General features: G+C 53.4%; 18 protein-coding genes and 2 pseudogenes. 13 read left to right on the plus strand and 7 right to left on the minus strand.

What is annotated here, in order from left to right; all coding sequences use genetic code 11:
• Positions 1–168 precede the first annotated feature (168 nt).
• The 11 genes and pseudogenes from ACQ29O_RS06235 to ACQ29O_RS06285 all read left to right on the plus strand — a co-directional run bounded on the left by ACQ29O_RS06235 (position 169) and on the right by ACQ29O_RS06285 (position 9,498).
• On the plus strand, positions 169–594 hold the full coding sequence (locus ACQ29O_RS06235; RefSeq protein WP_000406008.1) for a GNAT family acetyltransferase: 426 nt from the start codon (positions 169–171) through the stop codon (positions 592–594).
• Complete coding sequence (locus ACQ29O_RS06240; protein ID WP_000842940.1) at positions 581–1,030, plus strand: DUF2919 domain-containing protein; 450 nt, start codon at positions 581–583, stop codon at positions 1,028–1,030. The genes ACQ29O_RS06235 and ACQ29O_RS06240 overlap by 14 nt, the downstream gene beginning before the upstream one ends.
• Before the next feature lie 61 nt (positions 1,031–1,091).
• Positions 1,092–1,667, plus strand: a pseudogene (locus tag ACQ29O_RS06245) (RpoE-regulated lipoprotein).
• A gap of 94 nt (positions 1,668–1,761) precedes the next feature.
• Positions 1,762–2,661: a porphyrinogen peroxidase gene (gene yfeX, locus ACQ29O_RS06250; RefSeq protein ID WP_000084583.1), complete on the plus strand. Its 900-nt coding sequence runs from the start codon at positions 1,762–1,764 to the stop codon at positions 2,659–2,661.
• A 237-nt stretch (positions 2,662–2,898) separates the two neighbouring features.
• Complete coding sequence (ucpA, locus tag ACQ29O_RS06255; protein WP_000517460.1) at positions 2,899–3,690, plus strand: SDR family oxidoreductase UcpA; 792 nt, start codon at positions 2,899–2,901, stop codon at positions 3,688–3,690.
• 157 nt (positions 3,691–3,847) lie between these two features.
• A complete protein-coding gene (cysP, locus tag ACQ29O_RS06260; RefSeq protein WP_020936858.1) occupies positions 3,848–4,864 on the plus strand; it encodes a thiosulfate/sulfate ABC transporter substrate-binding protein CysP in 1,017 nt (338 codons plus the stop codon).
• Positions 4,864–5,697 (plus strand): annotated as a pseudogene (gene cysT, locus ACQ29O_RS06265) (sulfate/thiosulfate ABC transporter permease CysT). The gene cysP and the pseudogene cysT overlap by 1 nt, the downstream one beginning before the upstream one ends.
• The gene (gene cysW, locus ACQ29O_RS06270) at positions 5,697–6,572 is read left to right on the plus strand and encodes a sulfate/thiosulfate ABC transporter permease CysW (protein WP_000852705.1); all 876 of its coding nucleotides are present in this window, start codon (positions 5,697–5,699) and stop codon (positions 6,570–6,572) included. Before cysT ends, cysW begins: the two are co-directional and overlap by 1 nt.
• Positions 6,562–7,659, plus strand: a complete 1,098-nt coding sequence (gene cysA / locus ACQ29O_RS06275) for a sulfate/thiosulfate ABC transporter ATP-binding protein CysA (protein WP_000021066.1) — start codon at positions 6,562–6,564, stop codon at positions 7,657–7,659. Before cysW ends, cysA begins: the two co-directional genes overlap by 11 nt.
• A 67-nt stretch (positions 7,660–7,726) precedes the next feature.
• On the plus strand, positions 7,727–8,638 hold the full coding sequence (gene cysM / locus ACQ29O_RS06280; RefSeq protein ID WP_001747086.1) for a cysteine synthase CysM: 912 nt from the start codon (positions 7,727–7,729) through the stop codon (positions 8,636–8,638).
• A 251-nt stretch (positions 8,639–8,889) separates the two neighbouring features.
• On the plus strand, positions 8,890–9,498 hold the full coding sequence (locus ACQ29O_RS06285) for a tetratricopeptide repeat protein (RefSeq protein ID WP_000666525.1): 609 nt from the start codon (positions 8,890–8,892) through the stop codon (positions 9,496–9,498).
• Between the two features lie 99 nt (positions 9,499–9,597).
• On the opposite strand, the gene ACQ29O_RS06290 is transcribed toward ACQ29O_RS06285, so the two are convergent.
• Genes ACQ29O_RS06290 through ptsJ form a run of 3 tightly spaced genes read right to left on the minus strand, consistent with a single transcriptional unit; the run spans position 9,598 to position 12,066 of the window.
• Positions 9,598–9,981, minus strand: a complete 384-nt coding sequence (locus ACQ29O_RS06290; RefSeq protein WP_000710732.1) for a YfeK family protein — start codon at positions 9,979–9,981, stop codon at positions 9,598–9,600.
• Positions 9,982–10,039: 58 nt separating this feature from the next.
• Complete coding sequence (locus ACQ29O_RS06295; protein ID WP_001263748.1) at positions 10,040–10,759, minus strand: GMP synthase; 720 nt, start codon at positions 10,757–10,759, stop codon at positions 10,040–10,042.
• Between the two features lie 14 nt (positions 10,760–10,773).
• Positions 10,774–12,066 (minus strand): transcriptional regulator PtsJ, encoded by a 1,293-nt coding sequence (gene ptsJ, locus ACQ29O_RS06300; RefSeq protein ID WP_000565127.1) that lies wholly within the window; start codon positions 12,064–12,066, stop codon positions 10,774–10,776.
• 82 nt (positions 12,067–12,148) lie between these two features.
• Between ptsJ and pdxK the strand changes: the two genes are divergently transcribed.
• Together pdxK and ACQ29O_RS06310 are read left to right on the plus strand one after the other, a co-directional pair.
• Entirely contained in the window at positions 12,149–13,015 is an 867-nt protein-coding gene (gene pdxK, locus ACQ29O_RS06305) for a pyridoxine/pyridoxal/pyridoxamine kinase (protein WP_000529613.1), read from the plus strand.
• Complete coding sequence (locus ACQ29O_RS06310) at positions 13,012–13,251, plus strand: hypothetical protein (protein ID WP_000844542.1); 240 nt, start codon at positions 13,012–13,014, stop codon at positions 13,249–13,251. The genes pdxK and ACQ29O_RS06310 overlap by 4 nt, the downstream gene beginning before the upstream one ends.
• Positions 13,252–13,414: 163 nt before the next feature.
• Here ACQ29O_RS06310 and crr read toward each other — a convergent pair whose 3' ends face one another.
• From crr to cysK, 4 genes are all read right to left on the minus strand, one after another.
• Entirely contained in the window at positions 13,415–13,924 is a 510-nt protein-coding gene (gene crr, locus ACQ29O_RS06315; RefSeq protein ID WP_000522253.1) for a PTS glucose transporter subunit IIA, read from the minus strand.
• Positions 13,925–13,964: 40 nt separating this feature from the next.
• The gene (gene ptsI / locus ACQ29O_RS06320) at positions 13,965–15,692 is read right to left on the minus strand and encodes a phosphoenolpyruvate-protein phosphotransferase PtsI (RefSeq protein WP_000623120.1); all 1,728 of its coding nucleotides are present in this window, start codon (positions 15,690–15,692) and stop codon (positions 13,965–13,967) included.
• 48 nt (positions 15,693–15,740) lie between these two features.
• Positions 15,741–15,998 carry a phosphocarrier protein Hpr gene (ptsH, locus tag ACQ29O_RS06325; protein ID WP_000487600.1) on the minus strand — a complete coding sequence of 86 codons (258 nt, stop codon included), beginning with the start codon at positions 15,996–15,998 and terminating at the stop codon, positions 15,741–15,743.
• A 383-nt stretch (positions 15,999–16,381) separates the two neighbouring features.
• Positions 16,382–17,353, minus strand: a complete 972-nt coding sequence (gene cysK, locus ACQ29O_RS06330) for a cysteine synthase A (protein WP_000036902.1) — start codon at positions 17,351–17,353, stop codon at positions 16,382–16,384.
• Between the last annotated feature and the right edge of the window lie 110 nt (positions 17,354–17,463).

Consider the following 17,463-nt stretch of genomic DNA (forward strand, 5'->3'; position numbering starts at 1 on the left):
CGCGTAATCCGTTACGACGGTTGGTGATGAGAATTGTTTTACTTTTCATTTCAATACGTGACACATCGCCATTATGCCATTTTTTCCGCTACATCGCGTCAGATATTGGCTGAATCAGATGTTTGCGCCATAATCTTGGTTTTTCCACCCGAAAAGGCAACGAATACCATGGAAATACGCGTTTTTCGCCAGGAAGATTTCGAAGAGGTGATTACCCTCTGGGAGCGTTGCGACCTGCTGCGTCCATGGAACGATCCTGAAATGGATATTGAACGCAAGGTGAATCACGATGTCAGCTTGTTCCTCGTTGCGGAAGTTAGCGGCGAAGTCGTCGGTACGGTAATGGGCGGTTATGACGGGCATCGCGGCTCGGCGTATTACCTGGGCGTTCACCCGGAGTTCCGCGGGCGCGGCATTGCGAATGCGTTGCTTAACCGGCTGGAAAAAAAACTCATCGCCCGCGGGTGTCCGAAAATCCAAATTATGGTGCGCGATGATAACGACGTTGTGCTGGGCATGTATGAACGTCTGGGGTATGAGCATTCTGACGCCCTAAGTTTGGGTAAACGCCTGATTGAAGATGAAGAGTACTGAGTTTCATCCAGCCGATTATGATGTACACGGACGTTTACGCCTGCCGTTTCTGTTCTGGTGCGTACTGTTACTTCAGGCGCGCGCCTGGGTACTCTTTGTCATTGCCGGTTCATCCCGTGGACAGGGTAATACTTTGTTAAACTTTTTTTATCCCGACCATGACAATTTTTGGCTGGGGCTGTTGCCCGGCGTTCCGGCGGTAGTGGCATTTTTACTCAGCGGGCGGCGTGAAGCGGTTCCTGGTGTGTGGCGCTGGCTGCGCGGACTCCTGATCCTTGCTCAACTGGTGTCGTTGTGCTGGCTGCCGGTGATGTGGCTGGGTGGCGACCCGGTCAACGGCGTCGGGCTGGCGCTGCTGCTGGCGGACATCGTCGCGCTGATCTGGCTGTTAACCAATCAACGTTTGCGTGCCTGTTTTTCCCTTGAGAAAGAATAACGGCACTTTTTGGCGAACCCGCACTCCAACCAACGTTAATTAATAAAAGAAAGGAAGTGAGATGAAATCGCTGCGTTTGACTTTACTCGCACTGCCGCTGGCGCTGACCGGCTGCTCAACGCTCTCCTCGGTCAACTGGTCTGCCGCAAATCCATGGAACTGGTTTGGTTCCTTGACAGAAGTCACTGAGCAAGGCGTGGGAGCGCTGACCGCCGCCACGCCGCTGGAATAGCCGGCTATTGCAGAGGCATTAGATGGCGATTATCGCCTGCGTAGCGGTATGAAAACCGATAACGGCAACGTGGTGCGCTTTTTCGAAGCGATGAAGGGCGACAGCGTCGCGATGGTGATCAACGGCGAGCAGGGAACCGTGAGCCGTATTGATGTGCTGGACAGCGATATCCCAACCGCCGCGGGGGGCAAAATCGGTACGCCGTTTAGCGACCTTTACAGCAAAGCGTTTGGTCACTGCGAGCCGGTTTCCAGCGATAGCCATACCAGCGTCGAGTGTAAAGCCGAGGGAAGTCAGCATATTAGCTATGTTTTCTCCGGCGAGTGGAGCGGACCGGAAGGCTTAATGCCTCCTGATGACGTCTTAAAAAACTGGGACGTGCGCAAAATTATCTGGCGTCGTTAATTTGCGCCTGAACAAACCGCTTCGCTTAAAAACAAGGTAAAATAGCCTCCATTAATGCCACGACTGCGTGGCATTCTCATTTTCAGGAGGAATCATGTCTCAGGTTCAAAGTGGCATTTTGCCGGAACATTGCCGTGCGGCAATTTGGATTGAAGCCAATGTAAAAGGCGACCTGGACGCCCTGCGCGCGGCCAGCAGAACATTTGCCGATAAACTGGCGACCTTCGAAGTCAAATTTCCGGACGCCCATCTTGGGGCCGTTGTGGCGTTTGGCAACAATACCTGGCGTGCCCTGAGTGGCGGCGTCGGGGCGGAAGAACTGAAAGATTTTATTCCTTATGGTAAAGGGCTGGCGCCGGCCACGCAGTATGACGTGCTGATCCATATCCTTTCCCTGCGCCACGATGTGAATTTTTCTGTTGCTCAGGCGGCGATGGAAGCCTTCGGCGACTGTATCGACGTGAAAGAAGAAGTTCACGGCTTCCGTTGGGTGGAAGAACGCGATCTGAGCGGCTTTGTCGACGGGACAGAGAACCCGGCAGGCGAAGAGACGCGTCGTGAAGTGGCGGTGATCAAAGATGGCGTGGATGCCGGCGGCAGTTATGTGTTCGTGCAGCGTTGGGAACACAATCTCAAGCAACTTAACCGGATGAGTATTCACGATCAGGAGATGATGATCGGGCGTACCAAAGAAGCCAATGAAGAGATTGACGGCGATGCGCGTCCGGCAACATCTCACCTGAGCCGCGTCGATCTGAAAGAAGATGGCAAAGGGCTGAAGATTGTGCGTCAGAGCCTGCCATACGGCACCGCCAGCGGTACTCATGGTCTCTATTTCTGCGCTTACTGCGCACGCCTGCACAATATCGAACAGCAGCTTCTGAGTATGTTCGGCGATACCGACGGTAAACGCGACGCAATGCTGCGCTTCACCAAACCGGTGACTGGCGGCTACTATTTTGCGCCGTCGCTGGATCGCCTGTTAGCGCTATAAGGTAAAACCCTGTCGGATGGCAGCGCAAACGCTTTATTCGACCTACGATTGGTAGGCCTGATAAGCGCAGCGTCATCAGGCAGAACAGCATAAAAATGCCCATCCCCGCCTCCGCGGGGATTTTTTTACCTAATATTTACCTGAATTAGTGAGCTATTCCTCAGCACTTATTTGTTATTACTGTATTTTCAGTGTTAATGGAGTGTAAGACTCCATATTCAAAAGGAGACATTGAAAATGGGTAAACTCACGGGCAAGACAGCATTGATTACGGGCGCATCGCAGGGCATTGGCGAAGGGATCGCTCGCGTATTCGCACGCCACGGCGCGAACTTAATCTTGCTGGATATCTCCGATGAGATTGAAAAACTGGCGGATGAGCTGGGCGGGCGCGGGCATCGCTGTACTGCCGTTAAGGCTGACGTCAGAGATTTTGCTTCGGTGCAGGCGGCGGTTGCGCGCGCCAAAGAGACTGAAGGTAGAATTGATATTTTGGTGAATAACGCTGGCGTGTGCCGTCTGGGCAACTTCCTCGATATGAGTGAAGAAGATCGCGATTTCCACATTGATATTAATATTAAAGGTGTCTGGAACGTCACCAAAGCCGTCCTGCCGGAGATGATTAAACGTAAAGATGGCCGCATTGTGATGATGTCTTCCGTCACGGGAGATATGGTGGCGGACCCGGGTGAAACGGCCTATGCGCTGTCAAAAGCCGCCATTGTCGGTTTAACCAAATCGCTGGCGGTAGAGTATGCGCAGTCCGGTATTCGCGTGAATGCCATTTGCCCCGGTTATGTAAGAACGCCGATGGCGGAAAGCATTGCCCGTCAGTCTAATCCTGACGATCCGGAGTCGGTATTAACGGAAATGGCAAAAGCCATTCCGCTACGCCGCCTTGCCGATCCACTGGAAGTAGGGGAACTGGCGGCATTTCTGGCTTCCGATGAGTCCAGCTATCTTACCGGAACGCAAAACGTCATTGATGGCGGCAGTACCCTGCCTGAAAGCGTAAGCGTAGGCGTCTGATTGATGCCGGTCTCCTCCTCACGCCGCGTGGGGAGGGATTCTCTTATTCCCTTTTCAACTTTCAAATCATCAAACGGTATATAAAACCGTTACTCCTTTAGCGCTGGTTATAAATATGATGACCATAAGAAAGTCATTAAATTTATAAGGGTGCGCAATGGCTGTTAATTTACTGAAAAAGAGACCCCTGACGCTGGCAGCAATGCTGTTACTGGCAGGGCAGGCGCAGGCAACGGAGCTGCTGAACAGCTCATACGATGTCTCCCGCGAGCTGTTTGCCGCCCTTAACCCGCCGTTTGAGCAACAATGGGAGAAGGATAACGGCGGCGATAAGCTGACGATTAAGCAGTCTCATGCCGGGTCATCAAAACAGGCGCTGGCGATTTTGCAGGGACTGAAGGCAGACGTCGTCACCTACAATCAGGTGACCGACGTACAGATTCTCCATGATAAAGGCAAACTGATCCCTGCCGACTGGCAAAGCCGTCTGCCGAACAACAGTTCGCCATTCTATTCCACGATGGGCTTCCTGGTGCGCAAGGGGAACCCGAAAAATATTCACGACTGGAGCGATCTTGTACGTTCCGACGTGAAGCTGATTTTCCCTAACCCGAAAACCTCCGGCAACGCCCGTTACACGTATCTGGCGGCATGGGGCGCGGCGGATAACGCGGACGGCGGCGATAAAGCCAAAACCGAACAGTTTATGACCCAGTTCCTGAAAAACGTCGAAGTGTTTGATACCGGCGGCCGCGGCGCTACGACTACCTTTGCCGAGCGTGGTCTGGGCGATGTGCTGATTAGTTTTGAATCGGAAGTGAACAACATCCGCAAACAATATGAAGCCCAGGGATTTGAAGTGGTGATCCCGAAAACGAACATTCTTGCTGAATTCCCGGTCGCCTGGGTGGATAAAAACGTGCAGGCCAACGGCACAGAAAAAGCCGCCAAAGCTTACCTGAACTGGCTGTATAGCCCGCAGGCGCAGACCATCATTACCGATTTCTACTACCGCGTGAATAACCCGGAAATCATGGGCAAGCAAGCAGATAAATTCCCGCAGACCGAACTGTTCCGCGTGGAAGACAAGTTTGGTTCCTGGCCGGAAGTGATGAAAACGCACTTTGCCAGCGGCGGCGAGCTGGACAAACTATTGGCGGCGGGGCGTAAGTAATGCTTGCCGTTTCTTCCCGACGCGTGCTGCCCGGCTTTACGTTAAGCCTCGGCACCAGTTTGCTGTTTGTCTGCCTGATCCTACTGTTGCCGTTGAGCGCGCTGGTGATGCAGCTCTCACAGATGAGCTGGGCGCAATACTGGGATGTCGTGACCAACCCACAGGTGGTGGCTGCCTATAAAGTGACGCTACTGGCGGCATTTGTAGCGTCGATTTTTAACGGCGTGTTTGGCCTGCTGATGGCGTGGATTTTAACCCGCTACCGTTTTCCAGGGCGCACGTTGCTGGATGCGCTGATGGATCTGCCGTTTGCGCTGCCGACAGCGGTGGCGGGGTTAACGCTGGCCTCGCTGTTCTCAGTGAACGGTTTCTACGGTCAGTTTCTTGCGTAGTTTGATATCAAAGTGACCTATACCTGGCTCGGTATTGCGGTGGCGATGGCCTTTACCAGCATTCCATTTGTGGTGCGCACCGTCCAGCCGGTACTGGAAGAGTTGGGGCCGGAATATGAAGAAGCGGCACAAACGCTGGGGGCCACCCGGCTGCAAAGTTTTCGCAAAGTCGTGCTGCCTGAGCTGTCGCCTGCGCTGATTGCCGGCGTGGCGCTCTCTTTTACCCGTAGCCTGGGCGAGTTTGGCGCGGTGATTTTTATCGCCGGAAATATCGCCTGGAAAACAGAAGTGACCTCGCTGATGATTTTTGTGCGTTTGCAGGAGTTTGATTACCCCGCCGCCAGCGCCATTGCCTCGGTGATCCTTGCGGCATCCTTGCTGCTGCTGTTCTCAATTAACACTCTGCAAAGTCGCTTTGGTCGACGTGTGGTAGGTCATTAATGGCGGAAGTGACTCAATTGAAGCGATACGACGTCCCCCGCATTAACTGGGGAAAATGGTTTTTGATTGGCGTCGGGATGCTGGTTTCGGCGTTTATCCTGCTGGTGCCGATGATTTACATCTTCGTGCAGGCGTTCAGCAAAGGGTTAATGCCGGTACTGCAAAATCTGGCCGATCCGGACATGCTGCACGCCATCTGGCTGACGGTGTTGATTGCCTTGATCGCAGTGCCGGTGAATCTGGTGTTCGGCATTCTGCTGGCGTGGCTGGTGACGCGCTTTAACTTCCCCGGACGTCAGCTACTGCTGACCCTGCTGGATATTCCCTTTGCCGTCTCGCCGGTGGTGGCCGGTCTGGTTTATCTGCTGTTTTATGGTTCCAACGGCCCGTTGGGCGGCTGGCTGGATGAGCATAATTTACAAATGATGTTCTCCTGGCCGGGGATGGTACTGGTCACTATTTTTGTCACTTGTCCGTTTGTGGTGCGCGAACTGGTGCCAGTAATGCTCAGCCAGGGCAGTCAGGAAGATGAGGCGGCTATTTTGCTGGGCGCATCCGGCTGGCAAATGTTTCGCCGCGTGACGTTGCCGAATATTCGCTGGGCGCTACTCTACGGCGTGGTATTAACCAACGCCCGCGCGATTGGCGAGTTTGGCGCGGTGTCGGTGGTGTCCGGCTCGATTCGCGGCGAAACGTTATCGCTACCGTTACAGATTGAATTACTGGAGCAGGACTACAACACCGTCGGCTCCTTTACCGCCGCCGCATTGTTGACGCTAATGGCGATTATTACCCTGTTTTTGAAGAGCATGTTGCAATGGCGTCTGGAGAATCAGGAAAAACGCGCGCAACAGGAGGAAAATCATGAGCATTGAGATCGCCAGAATTAAGAAATCGTTTGGTCGTACTCAGGTACTAAATGATATCTCGCTGGATATTCCTTCCGGCCAGATGGTTGCCTTGTTGGGGCCGTCAGGTTCCGGCAAAACGACGCTGCTGCGCATTATTGCCGGGCTGGAGCATCAGTCCAGCGGCCATATTCGTTTCCACGGTACGGACGTTAGCCGCCTGCACGCGCGTGAGCGTAAAGTCGGTTTTGTGTTTCAGCACTATGCGCTGTTTCGCCATATGACGGTGTTTGACAACATTGCTTTTGGCCTGACGGTGCTGCCGCGACGCGACCGTCCAACTGCGGCGGCGATTAAAACGAAAGTGATGCAATTACTGGAGATGGTGCAACTGGCGCACCTCGCGTATCGCTTCCCCGCCCAGCTTTCCGGCGGACAAAAACAGCGTGTGGCGCTGGCGCGCGCGCTTGCCGTAGAACCGCAAATTCTACTGCTGGATGAACCCTTTGGCGCGCTGGATGCCCAGGTACGTAAAGAGTTACGTCGCTGGTTGCGCCAGCTACATGAAGAACTGAAATTCACCAGCGTCTTTGTCACCCACGATCAGGAAGAAGCGACGGAAGTGGCGGATCGGGTGGTGGTGATGAGTCAGGGCAATATCGAACAGGCTGATGCGCCGGATCGGGTGTGGCGTGAACCGGCAACCCGCTTCGTACTGGAGTTTATGGGCGAGGTGAACCGCCTGACAGGCACCGTCCGCGGCGGGCAGTTTCACGTTGGCGCGCATCGCTGGCCGCTGGGTTATACGCCCGCGTACCAGGGGCCGGTCGATCTGTTCCTGCGTCCGTGGGAGGTGGATATTAGCCGCCGCACCAGCCTGGATTCTCCGCTACCAGTACAGGTCATTGAGGCCAGCCCGAAAGGTCACTATACACAGCTAGTGGTGCAGCCGCTGGGGTGGTATCACGATCCGCTGACGGTGGTGATGGCGGGTGAGGATGTTCCGGTTCGCGGCGAGCGTTTGTTTGTTGGACTGCAAAAAGCGCGTCTGTATAACGGCGACCAGCGTATTGAAACGCGTGAAGAGGAACTTGCTCTGGCGCAATCGGCCTGATAGGTTAATTTGTATAGTTATCGCCCGGTGGCGCTACGCATACCGGGCTTTTTTACGAGCTGAAAACGTGAATACATTAGAACAAACCATCGGCAATACGCCGCTGGTCAAATTACAACGTCTGGGGCCGGATAACGGCAGTGAAATCTGGGTCAAGCTGGAAGGCAATAATCCGGCAGGATCGGTGAAAGATCGCGCGGCGCTATCGATGATTGTCGAGGCGGAAAAGCGCGGGGAAATTAAACCGGGCGATGTCCTGATTGAAGCGACCAGCGGCAACACTAGCATTGCGCTGGCGATGATCGCCGCGCTGAAAGGTTATCGCATGAAGCTGTTGATGCCAGACAACATGAGCCAGGAGCGTCGGGCGGCAATGCGGGCCTATGGCGCGGAACTGATTCTGGTCACTAAAGAGCAGGGAATGGAAGGGGCGCGCGATTTAGCGCTCGCTATGTCTGAGCGAGGCGAGGGCAAACTGCTCGATCAGTTTAATAATCCTGATAATCCCTACGCCCACTACACGACCACCGGCCCGGAAATCTGGCGGCAAACGTCAGGTCGCATCACCCATTTTGTCTCCAGCATGGGCACGACCGGCACCATTACCGGCGTGTCGCGTTTTCTGCGCGAGCAGGAAAAACCGGTCACCATCGTTGGCCTACAGCCGGAAGAGGGCAGCAGTATTCCGGGCATTCGCCGCTGGCCTGCGGAATATATGCCGGGCATTTTTAACGCCTCGCTGGTAGATGAGGTGCTGGATATTCATCAGAATGATGCCGAAAACACCATGCGTGAACTGGCCGTTCGTGAAGGCATTTTCTGCGGCGTGAGTTCCGGCGGCGCGGTAGCGGGCGCGTTACGCGTCGCACGAGCCACGCCCGGCGCGATAGTGGTGGCGATCATCTGCGATCGCGGCGACCGTTACCTTTCGACCGGCGTGTTTGGTGAAGAGCATTTCAGCCAGGGGGCAGGGATTTAGATATGATCGCCAATGCTATGAAATTGACCAGGAATAGCGCAGTTTTTCCTGCTAGTTGCACCATGTCTCCTCTGTTCAAACTGAAACTCATTGGATAAGTGACTGCAAAAGGGATATGACCGCACAATTCCAACTGGGCCGGAAATATCACATTGTCGATGGTGCGGAATCAGACACACAGAAAGCTATCTTTAGGTATAAAAACACGTCAAAAAGGATGATGACGCTACGTAATTAAAGGAATTAATTTCATGAAATTTGCTTTCCGGACACTGATTTTTGTCGGTTTGTTTTACGCCATTGCCCCTCTTGCCTATGCAGAAACCTCGTTGGATGAGTTACAGCAACAGGCAGATCGAGGGGATATGAATGCGCAGTTTCAACTGGGCCGTAAATATCATATTGGCGATGGTGTGGAGCGTGATGTGGAGAAAGCCGTTTTTTGGTATCAAAAAGCTGCAGCTCAAGGGAGCGCAAAAGCGACAAATAATCTGGGCGTGTTATATGAGCATGGACATGTTGCCCCCGAGGATGAGCACCGTTCAGTAGAGTGGATAATGGAAAAATCATTTGCCTATTTTACTGATGCCGCTAAAAAGGGTCAGTGTACCGCCCAGCAAAATATTGGTGCGACTTATGCTTATCGACACGAATATGTTCAGGCGTGGGCATGGCTCACGGTAGCAGCGACGCGAGGTTCTAAATGGGGATTGATAGACAGGGGACGTTTTGAGAACAGTATGAGTTCCGATGAACGAAAACAGGCGGAGAAACTGGCGAAGGAATACCTGCAAAAATACGACACGAAAGAAGGGCGGTGTAACGAGCAGACAATTGATTTGAGTACTTATAAGCGTTAATCCTGCTCTACTTTTTAAGCAACAGATCTGCCTGGCAGGTCTGTTGCATGAGAATAACCCATTGCGCACCGCCAGCTTCATTGCTGCGGTTTACTTCCCTTACGGCGCAACCGTTTTATCCGTTTCCGCAATAAGCGCATGTAAATAAGGCTGCGCGTTTTCATCGCTTTTACCGGGAATTTTAACGATATAGGGCTTTCCGGTGATGGACGACGACGACGCGACTTTATCGATAAACTGTTCGGCGGTGTCGATACGATTGCGCGTGTTACCCAGTTTTAAGCGCAGGTGCGATACGGCTTCCTCGCAGTTATGCGCATCACCGTTACGAACGAAGGTCAGATCCTTTTTCTGCGCCAGCGCATTCAGCATGGCGTTAATGCGCGCTTCTTCGTGGGCGTTTAGCTTCGCCCAGGCGGGTAGGGTCAGCAGGAGCGCAACGACGGCGCAGACAATTTTCTTCATGGTAAAATCCTTTTTCATGCGATAATCACTGTACCTCAGACCGTTAGCCGGGTAATAAGTTGCACTCCTGGTGGGGTTATTTTTGTGAGTGCGCCAGCGTGAGTTCATCCAGAAAACGCCACAGCTTTTCATTCATTTGCTGGTAATTCCATGCGCGCATTTCGGCAACCGAGCGGATAAAACGCTTCCCTTGCGCGTCGGCCAGCTCCTGCTGCGAATGTTGGATTAATCCTTCAACCGCCTCGACGGTAAATTCCATATGGCACTGGAAACCGTAGACAAAATTACCGTACTGCACTATCTGACGTGGACAGCCTTCGCTTTCGGCCAGCACGGTCGCCTGATCGGTGAGTCCTGGCATATCGTTGTGCCAGTGGCCGACGGTTAACGGTGAGCCAAAGTGGGCGATAAGCAGATGCCGCAGACCGGCTTCAGTGAGCGTAATAGGGTAGTGGCCAATCTCTTTTTCCGGACTTTGGCACACCGCGGCGCCCAGCGCCTCGCCAATGAGCTGCGAACCAAGACAAATGCCGATAACCATTCGCCGGGCCGTAATCGCCTGATTAATTAAGTGCTGTTCGGCGCGAGAGTCAAAGTACGGGCACTCTTCGCGGGTGGTGCGCGGCGACTGCGGACCGCCAAATACCACGAGCATATCGAACTCATCGGCATTGGGCGGTAGCGCTTCTCCGGCATAGACGCGCGACCATGAAATGGTATAACCGCGATCTTCAGCCCATTTCAGATAAGCGCCAGCGGATTCAAACGACTCATGGACAACAAAATGAACTCGCACGTTATTTTCTCCTGTTAGCGATTTAGCGCCTGATGGATATCAGCCGCCAGCGTGTTGATCTCGCTGTCATTTAATGTCGACAGCGTGATACGTAGACCGTGAGACGGCGCGCTTACGCCAAAGGCTTCTCCCTCACGTACCAGCCAGCCGGATTTTGCCAGCGTAAACGCGGTAGCCTGGCTATGGGTGTCCAGCGGGAGCCAGGCATTCACGCCGTCGCCGGGAGAAATGGCGATGCCATATTGCTGTAGGGCGCGGGCCAGTTTTTGTTGCCGAGTGGCGTAAAACAGCCGCGTTTGCGCCAGCCTGTGCTGATACTCAGGGTCGGTCAGGCAGGCGTAGACCAGATCCTGTAACAGATGGCTGACCCACTGACTACCGGCATTTAGCCGCAGCCGAAGTTTTGCCGAGGTCGCGCTGTCGCTGGCGACAATAGCAAGACGTAAATCGGGGCCGAGGGTTTTGGAAACGGAGCGTATCACCGCCCAGTGTTGCGTTGTCTGCGCAATAACCGGCTGCCAGGGCGACGAAGAAAGCAGGGCGAAGTGATCGTCGATAATGACCACTACCTGAGTGTAACGCGCCAGTATATTTTGCAGCGCAGCGGCACGGCGAGCGCTCAGGCTACAGCCGGTAGGGTTGTGCGCGCGCGGCGTTAAGATCACTGCCCGCGCGCCCTGGTTTAGCGCCTGTTCCAGCTTTTCAGGCTGCATTCCTTCGCTATCCACACTGACCGGGCTGGCGCTAAAACCGGCATAGCGCAGCATATTGATACTGCTTAAAAAACAGGGATCTTCCACCGCGACGCTGTCGCCCGGCAGCAGATGCGCGCAAAGCAGTCTTTCAATGGCGTCGATAGCTCCGCTGGTGATATCAATTTCGCCTGCGACGGGGGTGGCATCCCGTAGCCAGCGCGCCGCCCAGGCGTGTAGTTCAGGGGAAACGGGCGCATCGCCGTAGAGATGCTGCGTGCGGCTGAGACGGGCAAAATAACGGCTAAGGTCAGGCAGACGCTGCGGATCGGGATTGCCGCCGGAAAGGTCGTGCAGAGGCGTATGCGGATCGCCGCCTTCCAGCGCTACGGGAGACGGACTGCCTTTAATCACCGTCCCATTGCGGCCTAAACTTTGCGCCAGTCCCGCCGTTATCAGCCGTTTATACGCCGCTGCGACGGTATTGCGGTTCACCTTTAATTCGCTTGCCAGCTCCCGTACCGGCGGGAGCGAATCCTCCGCCCGTAACGTGCCGGCGATAATGTGTTGACGGATACTGTCAAAAATTTCGTTAGCGGTTTTTCCGTCGATCATTATTGACCTATGACAAAATGAATTTTAGCATATGACAATGATAATGAGGCGGTAGCCTGCTGTCCAGCGAGAGGAAAATTTTATGGGACAAGAGAGTGATATTCAGTCAGTGCTCTTCGACGACAACCATCGGGCATTACAGACCGATATCGTCGCCGTCCAGTCACAGGTCGTGTACGGCAGCGTAGGCAACAGTATCGCTGTTCCGGCCATTAAAGCGCAGGGACTACGCGTGACGGCGGTCCCGACGGTGCTATTCAGCAATACGCCGCACTATAAAACCTTTTATGGCGGCATTATTCCCGCCGAGTGGTTTGCAGGCTACCTTACGGCGTTGAATGAGCGCGATGCGCTACGTGAATTAAAAGCGATTACCACCGGTTACATGGGCAGCGCAGACCAAATTGTCTTGCTTTCGAAGTGGCTAATGGCGATCCGGGCTTCGCATCCGGAGGTGTGTATTCTTGTTGATCCGGTCATTGGCGATACCGACAGTGGAATGTATGTGCAGGCGGAAATTCCGCAGGCTTATCGCACGCATTTGTTGCCGCAGGCGCAGGGGCTAACGCCGAACGTATTTGAGCTGGAGATGCTGAGTGGTAAACCGTGCCGCACGCTGGAAGAGGCGGTGGCGGCGGCGCAATCGCTGCTTTCCGATACGTTGAAATGGGTGGTTATCACCAGCGCGCCGGGCGAGTCTCTGGAGACCATAACGGTTGCGGTCGTTACTGCGCAGGTCGTGGAGGTCTTTGCCCATCCGCGGGTGGCGACGGAGTTAAAAGGGACGGGAGATCTCTTCTGCGCCGAGCTGGTCAGCGGTATTGTGCAGGGGAAAAAACTGACGACCGCGGCAAAAGATGCGGCGCAGCGCGTGCTGGAGGTGATGACCTGGACACAGCAGTGTGGCTGTGATGAGTTAATTCTGCCGCCGGCAGGGGAGGCGCGATGAAGAGTTATCGGCTGGTGGTTCGCCAGCAGGGACGTATCGTGGGGCATTTTGAAACGAGCGGGCTGGACGCGCTGGAAGATATCTGCGTGGCGCGGGCGATGTTTGGCATCACTGGCGGCTATCAGTGCGAGTTGCAAGTGTCCGATTCCGAACGCAGGATGCTGGAGAGTGGCCCGGAGGGGATGAAGATCCTGATGCGCGAGAAGTGCTTTCGCCCGGTGACCTCGCAGTTGTAACCCGTGGATTGGCGCTGAAATGTTCGCAACCTTGTAGGCCTGATAAGCGTAGCGCCATCAGGCAGTGCGCCACACCATCGCCGGATGGCGGCGCAAGCGCCTTATTCGGCCTACAGGCAAAAAAAATGGCGCCCAAAGGCGCCATTCTTCACTGCGCCAAGAATTACTTCTTAATGCGGATAACCGGAGTTTCACCCACGGTCACGCTACCGGACAGTTTGATCAGTTCTTTGATTTCATCCATGTTGGAGATAACAACCGGAGTCAGGGTAGACTTGGCTTTTTCTTCCAGCAACGGCAGATCGAACTCGATGACCGGATCGCCAACTTTCACGCGCTGACCTTCTTCAGCAATACGCTTGAAGCCTTCGCCTTTCAGCTCAACGGTGTCGATACCGAAGTGAACGAACAGCTCAATGCCGCTATCGGATTCGATAGAGAACGCATGGTTGGTTTCAAAGATTTTGCCGATGGTACCGTCAACAGGGGCGACCATTTTGTTACCGGTTGGTTTGATAGCGATGCCATCACCAACGATTTTTTCAGCAAAAACTACATCCGGCACGTCTTCGATGTTGACGATCTCGCCAGAGAGCGGGGCAACAATCTCAATAGTTCCGGTGTCTTTCTTATCATCAGAAACCAGAGATTTTAGTTTATCGAACAAACCCATGATCTTCTCCTAAGCAGTAAATTGGGCCGCATCTCGTGGATTAGCAGATTGTTTTTTCTTCAATGAACTTGTTAACCAGCGTCATTAACTCGTCCGTTGTCGGTTGAGCAAGAGCCTGCTCTGCTAACACCTTCGCATCTTCGAAGTTCGTGTTACGGATAATCTTCTTAATGCGCGGGATAGAAATGGCGCTCATAGAGAATTCGTCCAGACCCATCCCCAGCAACAGAAGTGTAGCACGTTCGTCGCCTGCAAGCTCACCACACATGCCAGTCCATTTACCTTCTGCATGAGAAGCATCAATAACTTGCTTGATCAAGTTCAGTACGGACGGTGACATTGGCTGGTAAAGGTGTGAAATCATATCATTACCACGGTCAACTGCCAGGGTGTACTGCGTTAAATCATTGGTGCCGATACTAAAGAAATCAACTTCTTTGGCTAAATGACGCGCAATTGTCGCCGCAGCCGGTGTTTCCACCATCACGCCAATCTCAATGCTTTCGTCAAATGCTTTACCTTCGTCACGCAGTTCCTGTTTGTAGATTTCAATCTCTTTGCGCAGCGCGCGAACTTCTTCAACAGAGATGATCATCGGGAACATAATGCGCAATTTACCGAAAGCGGAGGCACGCAGAATCGCGCGAACCTGGTCACGCAGGATCTCTTTGCGATCCATGGCGATACGCACGGCGCGCCAGCCCAGGAACGGGTTCTCTTCTTTCGGGAAGTTCATGTACGGCAGCTCTTTGTCGCCGCCAATATCCATGGTACGGACGATAACCGCCTGCGAGCCGCACGCTTCAGCGACCGCTTTATAGGCGGCAAACTGCTCTTCTTCCGTCGGCAGCGCGTCGCGATCCATGAACAGGAATTCAGTACGATACAGACCAACGCCTTCCGCGCCGTTACGCTCAGCGCCTTCAACGTCACGAACGGTACCGATGTTGGCGCAAACTTCAACCTGATGTCCATCCAGCGTGATTGCCGGCAGATCTTTCAGTTTTGCGAGTTCCGCTTTCTCGGTCGCAACCTGCTCCTGGACGGCGCGCAGTTGCTCAATAACATCGTTGGTCGGGTTGACGTAAACCTGGTTGTTTACGGCATCCAGAATCAGATAGTCGCCGTTTTTCACCTGAGCGGTGACGCTACCGGTACCTACGATCGCTGGCAGTTCCAGAGAACGCGCCATGATGGAGGTATGAGACGTGCGTCCGCCCGCGTCGGTGATGAAGCCCAGCACTTTCTGCAGGTTCAGCTGCGCGGTTTCTGACGGCGTCAAGTCAGAGGCAACCAGGATAACTTCTTCCTGAATCGCGCTCAGATCGATAATGGCCAGACCCAGGATGTTGCGCAGCAGGCGCTTACCGATATCACGTACGTCAGCCGCGCGCTCTTTCAGGTATTCATCATCCAGTTCTTCCAGGGCAGTGGCCTGACCTTCGATAACTTCATGTGCGGCTGCGTCAGCCGTCATGTGCTTATCTTTAATCAGGGCTATGATTTCCTGCTCCAGCTCCTCATCTTCGAGCAGCATAATATGCCCTTCAAAGATGGCTTCTTTTTCTTCACCGAACGTTTCACCAGCTTTTGTCTTGATCGCTTCCAGTTGCGCAGATGCCTTGGCACGACCGCTCAGAAAACGTTCAACTTCCTGATCAACCTTGTCGGCAGAAATTTTTTTCCGGTCAATGACGATTTCGTCTTCTTTCAGCAGCAGTGCTTTGCCGAAAGCGATACCCGGGGATGCTAAAATGCCTGAAATCATAACCCTACCTTACTTGTGACTGATTTTTAAAAGAACCCGGAAAAAAACTTACTCGAGTTCCGCCATCAGTTTGACCAGATGTTCAACCGCTTTCTGCTCATCTTCACCTTCTGCGGAGATGGTGACGACGGTGCCTTGAGTCAGGCCCAGAGTCTGCAGTTTAAACAGGCTTTTCGCGCTGGCGCTTTTGCCGTTGGAAGTCACAGTAATCTCAGAAGTGAAGCCTTTTGCTTCTTTAACAAACTGAGCAGCAGGGCGGGTGTGCAGACCGTTCGGAGCGGTAATGGTAACTTCTTGCTGGAACATTGTATTTCCCCAACTTATAGGTTTAGTGTTGTGGAACTAAAGTCTAGCCTGGCGGCTCAACTTTAGCCTGTATTGTTAGCGCCGGCGTAAACGGGACGCGACACAAAAGGTGTTCTACGCAATCCGTTGCTGGCAACTTATGGCCGCTGACGTTTCGCTCGTCATTAAACATTATGCCGCGAAAGGAAGATTTGAACCAAATCATAAAATCGATTCAGCTAACGCTTTTCCTGTAACGATTAATTTCGCGCATCAAAATAATTAGTCTAGTTAAATACCAGTTCCGGCAGGGTGAATCAATGCCAGGTGAGGTGAAAGTTTGAAGCAGGCCACAAAAAAGCACCCAAAAAGGTGCTTTTTTACGCGTTTTTAACATGCTGGCATCACTGTTGCAGTTCTTTCTCAGTAAAGAGATCGGCGAACAACGCGGTGCTCAGATAACGCTCACCTGATGAAGGTAGGATAACCACAATATTCTTATTGGTAAAGCTTTCATCTTCCTGCAGCTTAAGCGCTGCAGCAACCGCGGCACCGGAAGAAATTCCTGCCAGAATACCTTCCTCTTCCATCAGACGGCGCGCGGTAGAAATGGCTTCTTCATTGGTGATGCCAACCACTTTATCAATCAGTTTCAGATCCAGGTTGCCCGGGATGAAGCCTGCGCCGATGCCCTGAATTTTATGCGGGCCTGGTTTGATCTCTTCACCAGCCAGCGCCTGGGCAATAACCGGGGAGTCAGTGGGTTCTACCGCAACGGTGATAAGATCGGTTTTACCCTTCGTCCCTTTGATATAACGCGTGACGCCGGTTAACGTACCGCCAGTGCCGACGCCGGAGATAAACACATCCACCTGACCATCGGTGTCTTCCCAGATTTCCGGGCCGGTGGTTTTTTCATGGATTTCCGGGTTGGCAGGGTTGCTGAACTGCTGGAGCAGGAGATATTTTTGCGGATCGCTGGCGACAATTTCTTCGGCTTTCTGAATAGCGCCTTTCATCCCTTTCGCCCCTTCGGTCAGCACCAGATTCGCGCCTAATGCTTTGAGTAGCTTGCGGCGTTCAATGCTCATGGTTTCCGGCATGGCCAGGGTGAGTTTGTAACCGCGCGCGGCGGCGACATACGCCAGCGCAATACCGGTGTTGCCGCTGGTCGGCTCCACCAGTTCCACGCCAGGTTTCAGTACGCCACGCTTTTCGGCATCCCAAATCATATTGGCGCCGATACGGCACTTGACGCTGAAGCTCGGGTTGCGCGACTCCACCTTCGCCAGAATGCGTCCATTACCGATACGGTTCAGTCGAACCAGCGGCGTATGACCGATAGTCAGCGAGTTATCTTCATAAATCTTACTCATGGCCTGTCCTTAACTGTATGAAATTGGGATACCTTCCCAGCATACCTTCCAGCCAGATATGGGGAAGTAAGGATTTCGCATATCTATATGCTGATGGGAAATAATGGTTA

This window comes from Salmonella sp. GDC200615 (assembly GCF_050574145.1).
Taxonomy (GTDB): Bacteria; Pseudomonadota; Gammaproteobacteria; order Enterobacterales; family Enterobacteriaceae; genus Salmonella; species Salmonella enterica.

Excerpts from the sequence above, each read along its gene's own strand:
- cysP (WP_020936858.1), top strand. The coding sequence starts at position 3,848 with ATGGCTGTTAATTTACTGAAAAAGAGACCCCTGACGCTGGCAGCAATG.
- cysK (WP_000036902.1), bottom strand. The coding sequence starts at position 17,353 with ATGAGTAAGATTTATGAAGATAACTCGCTGACTATCGGTCATACGCCG.
- ACQ29O_RS06285 (WP_000666525.1), top strand. The coding sequence starts at position 8,890 with ATGAAATTTGCTTTCCGGACACTGATTTTTGTCGGTTTGTTTTACGCC.
- ptsI (WP_000623120.1), bottom strand. The coding sequence starts at position 15,692 with ATGATTTCAGGCATTTTAGCATCCCCGGGTATCGCTTTCGGCAAAGCA.
- pdxK (WP_000529613.1), top strand. The coding sequence starts at position 12,149 with ATGGGACAAGAGAGTGATATTCAGTCAGTGCTCTTCGACGACAACCAT.
- yfeX (WP_000084583.1), top strand. The coding sequence starts at position 1,762 with ATGTCTCAGGTTCAAAGTGGCATTTTGCCGGAACATTGCCGTGCGGCA.
- ACQ29O_RS06290 (WP_000710732.1), bottom strand. The coding sequence starts at position 9,981 with ATGAAAAAGGATTTTACCATGAAGAAAATTGTCTGCGCCGTCGTTGCG.
- cysW (WP_000852705.1), top strand. The coding sequence starts at position 5,697 with ATGGCGGAAGTGACTCAATTGAAGCGATACGACGTCCCCCGCATTAAC.
- ucpA (WP_000517460.1), top strand. The coding sequence starts at position 2,899 with ATGGGTAAACTCACGGGCAAGACAGCATTGATTACGGGCGCATCGCAG.
- ptsH (WP_000487600.1), bottom strand. The coding sequence starts at position 15,998 with ATGTTCCAGCAAGAAGTTACCATTACCGCTCCGAACGGTCTGCACACC.
- ACQ29O_RS06310 (WP_000844542.1), top strand. The coding sequence starts at position 13,012 with ATGAAGAGTTATCGGCTGGTGGTTCGCCAGCAGGGACGTATCGTGGGG.
- cysA (WP_000021066.1), top strand. The coding sequence starts at position 6,562 with ATGAGCATTGAGATCGCCAGAATTAAGAAATCGTTTGGTCGTACTCAG.
- ptsJ (WP_000565127.1), bottom strand. The coding sequence starts at position 12,066 with ATGATCGACGGAAAAACCGCTAACGAAATTTTTGACAGTATCCGTCAA.
- crr (WP_000522253.1), bottom strand. The coding sequence starts at position 13,924 with ATGGGTTTGTTCGATAAACTAAAATCTCTGGTTTCTGATGATAAGAAA.
- ACQ29O_RS06240 (WP_000842940.1), top strand. The coding sequence starts at position 581 with ATGAAGAGTACTGAGTTTCATCCAGCCGATTATGATGTACACGGACGT.
- ACQ29O_RS06235 (WP_000406008.1), top strand. The coding sequence starts at position 169 with ATGGAAATACGCGTTTTTCGCCAGGAAGATTTCGAAGAGGTGATTACC.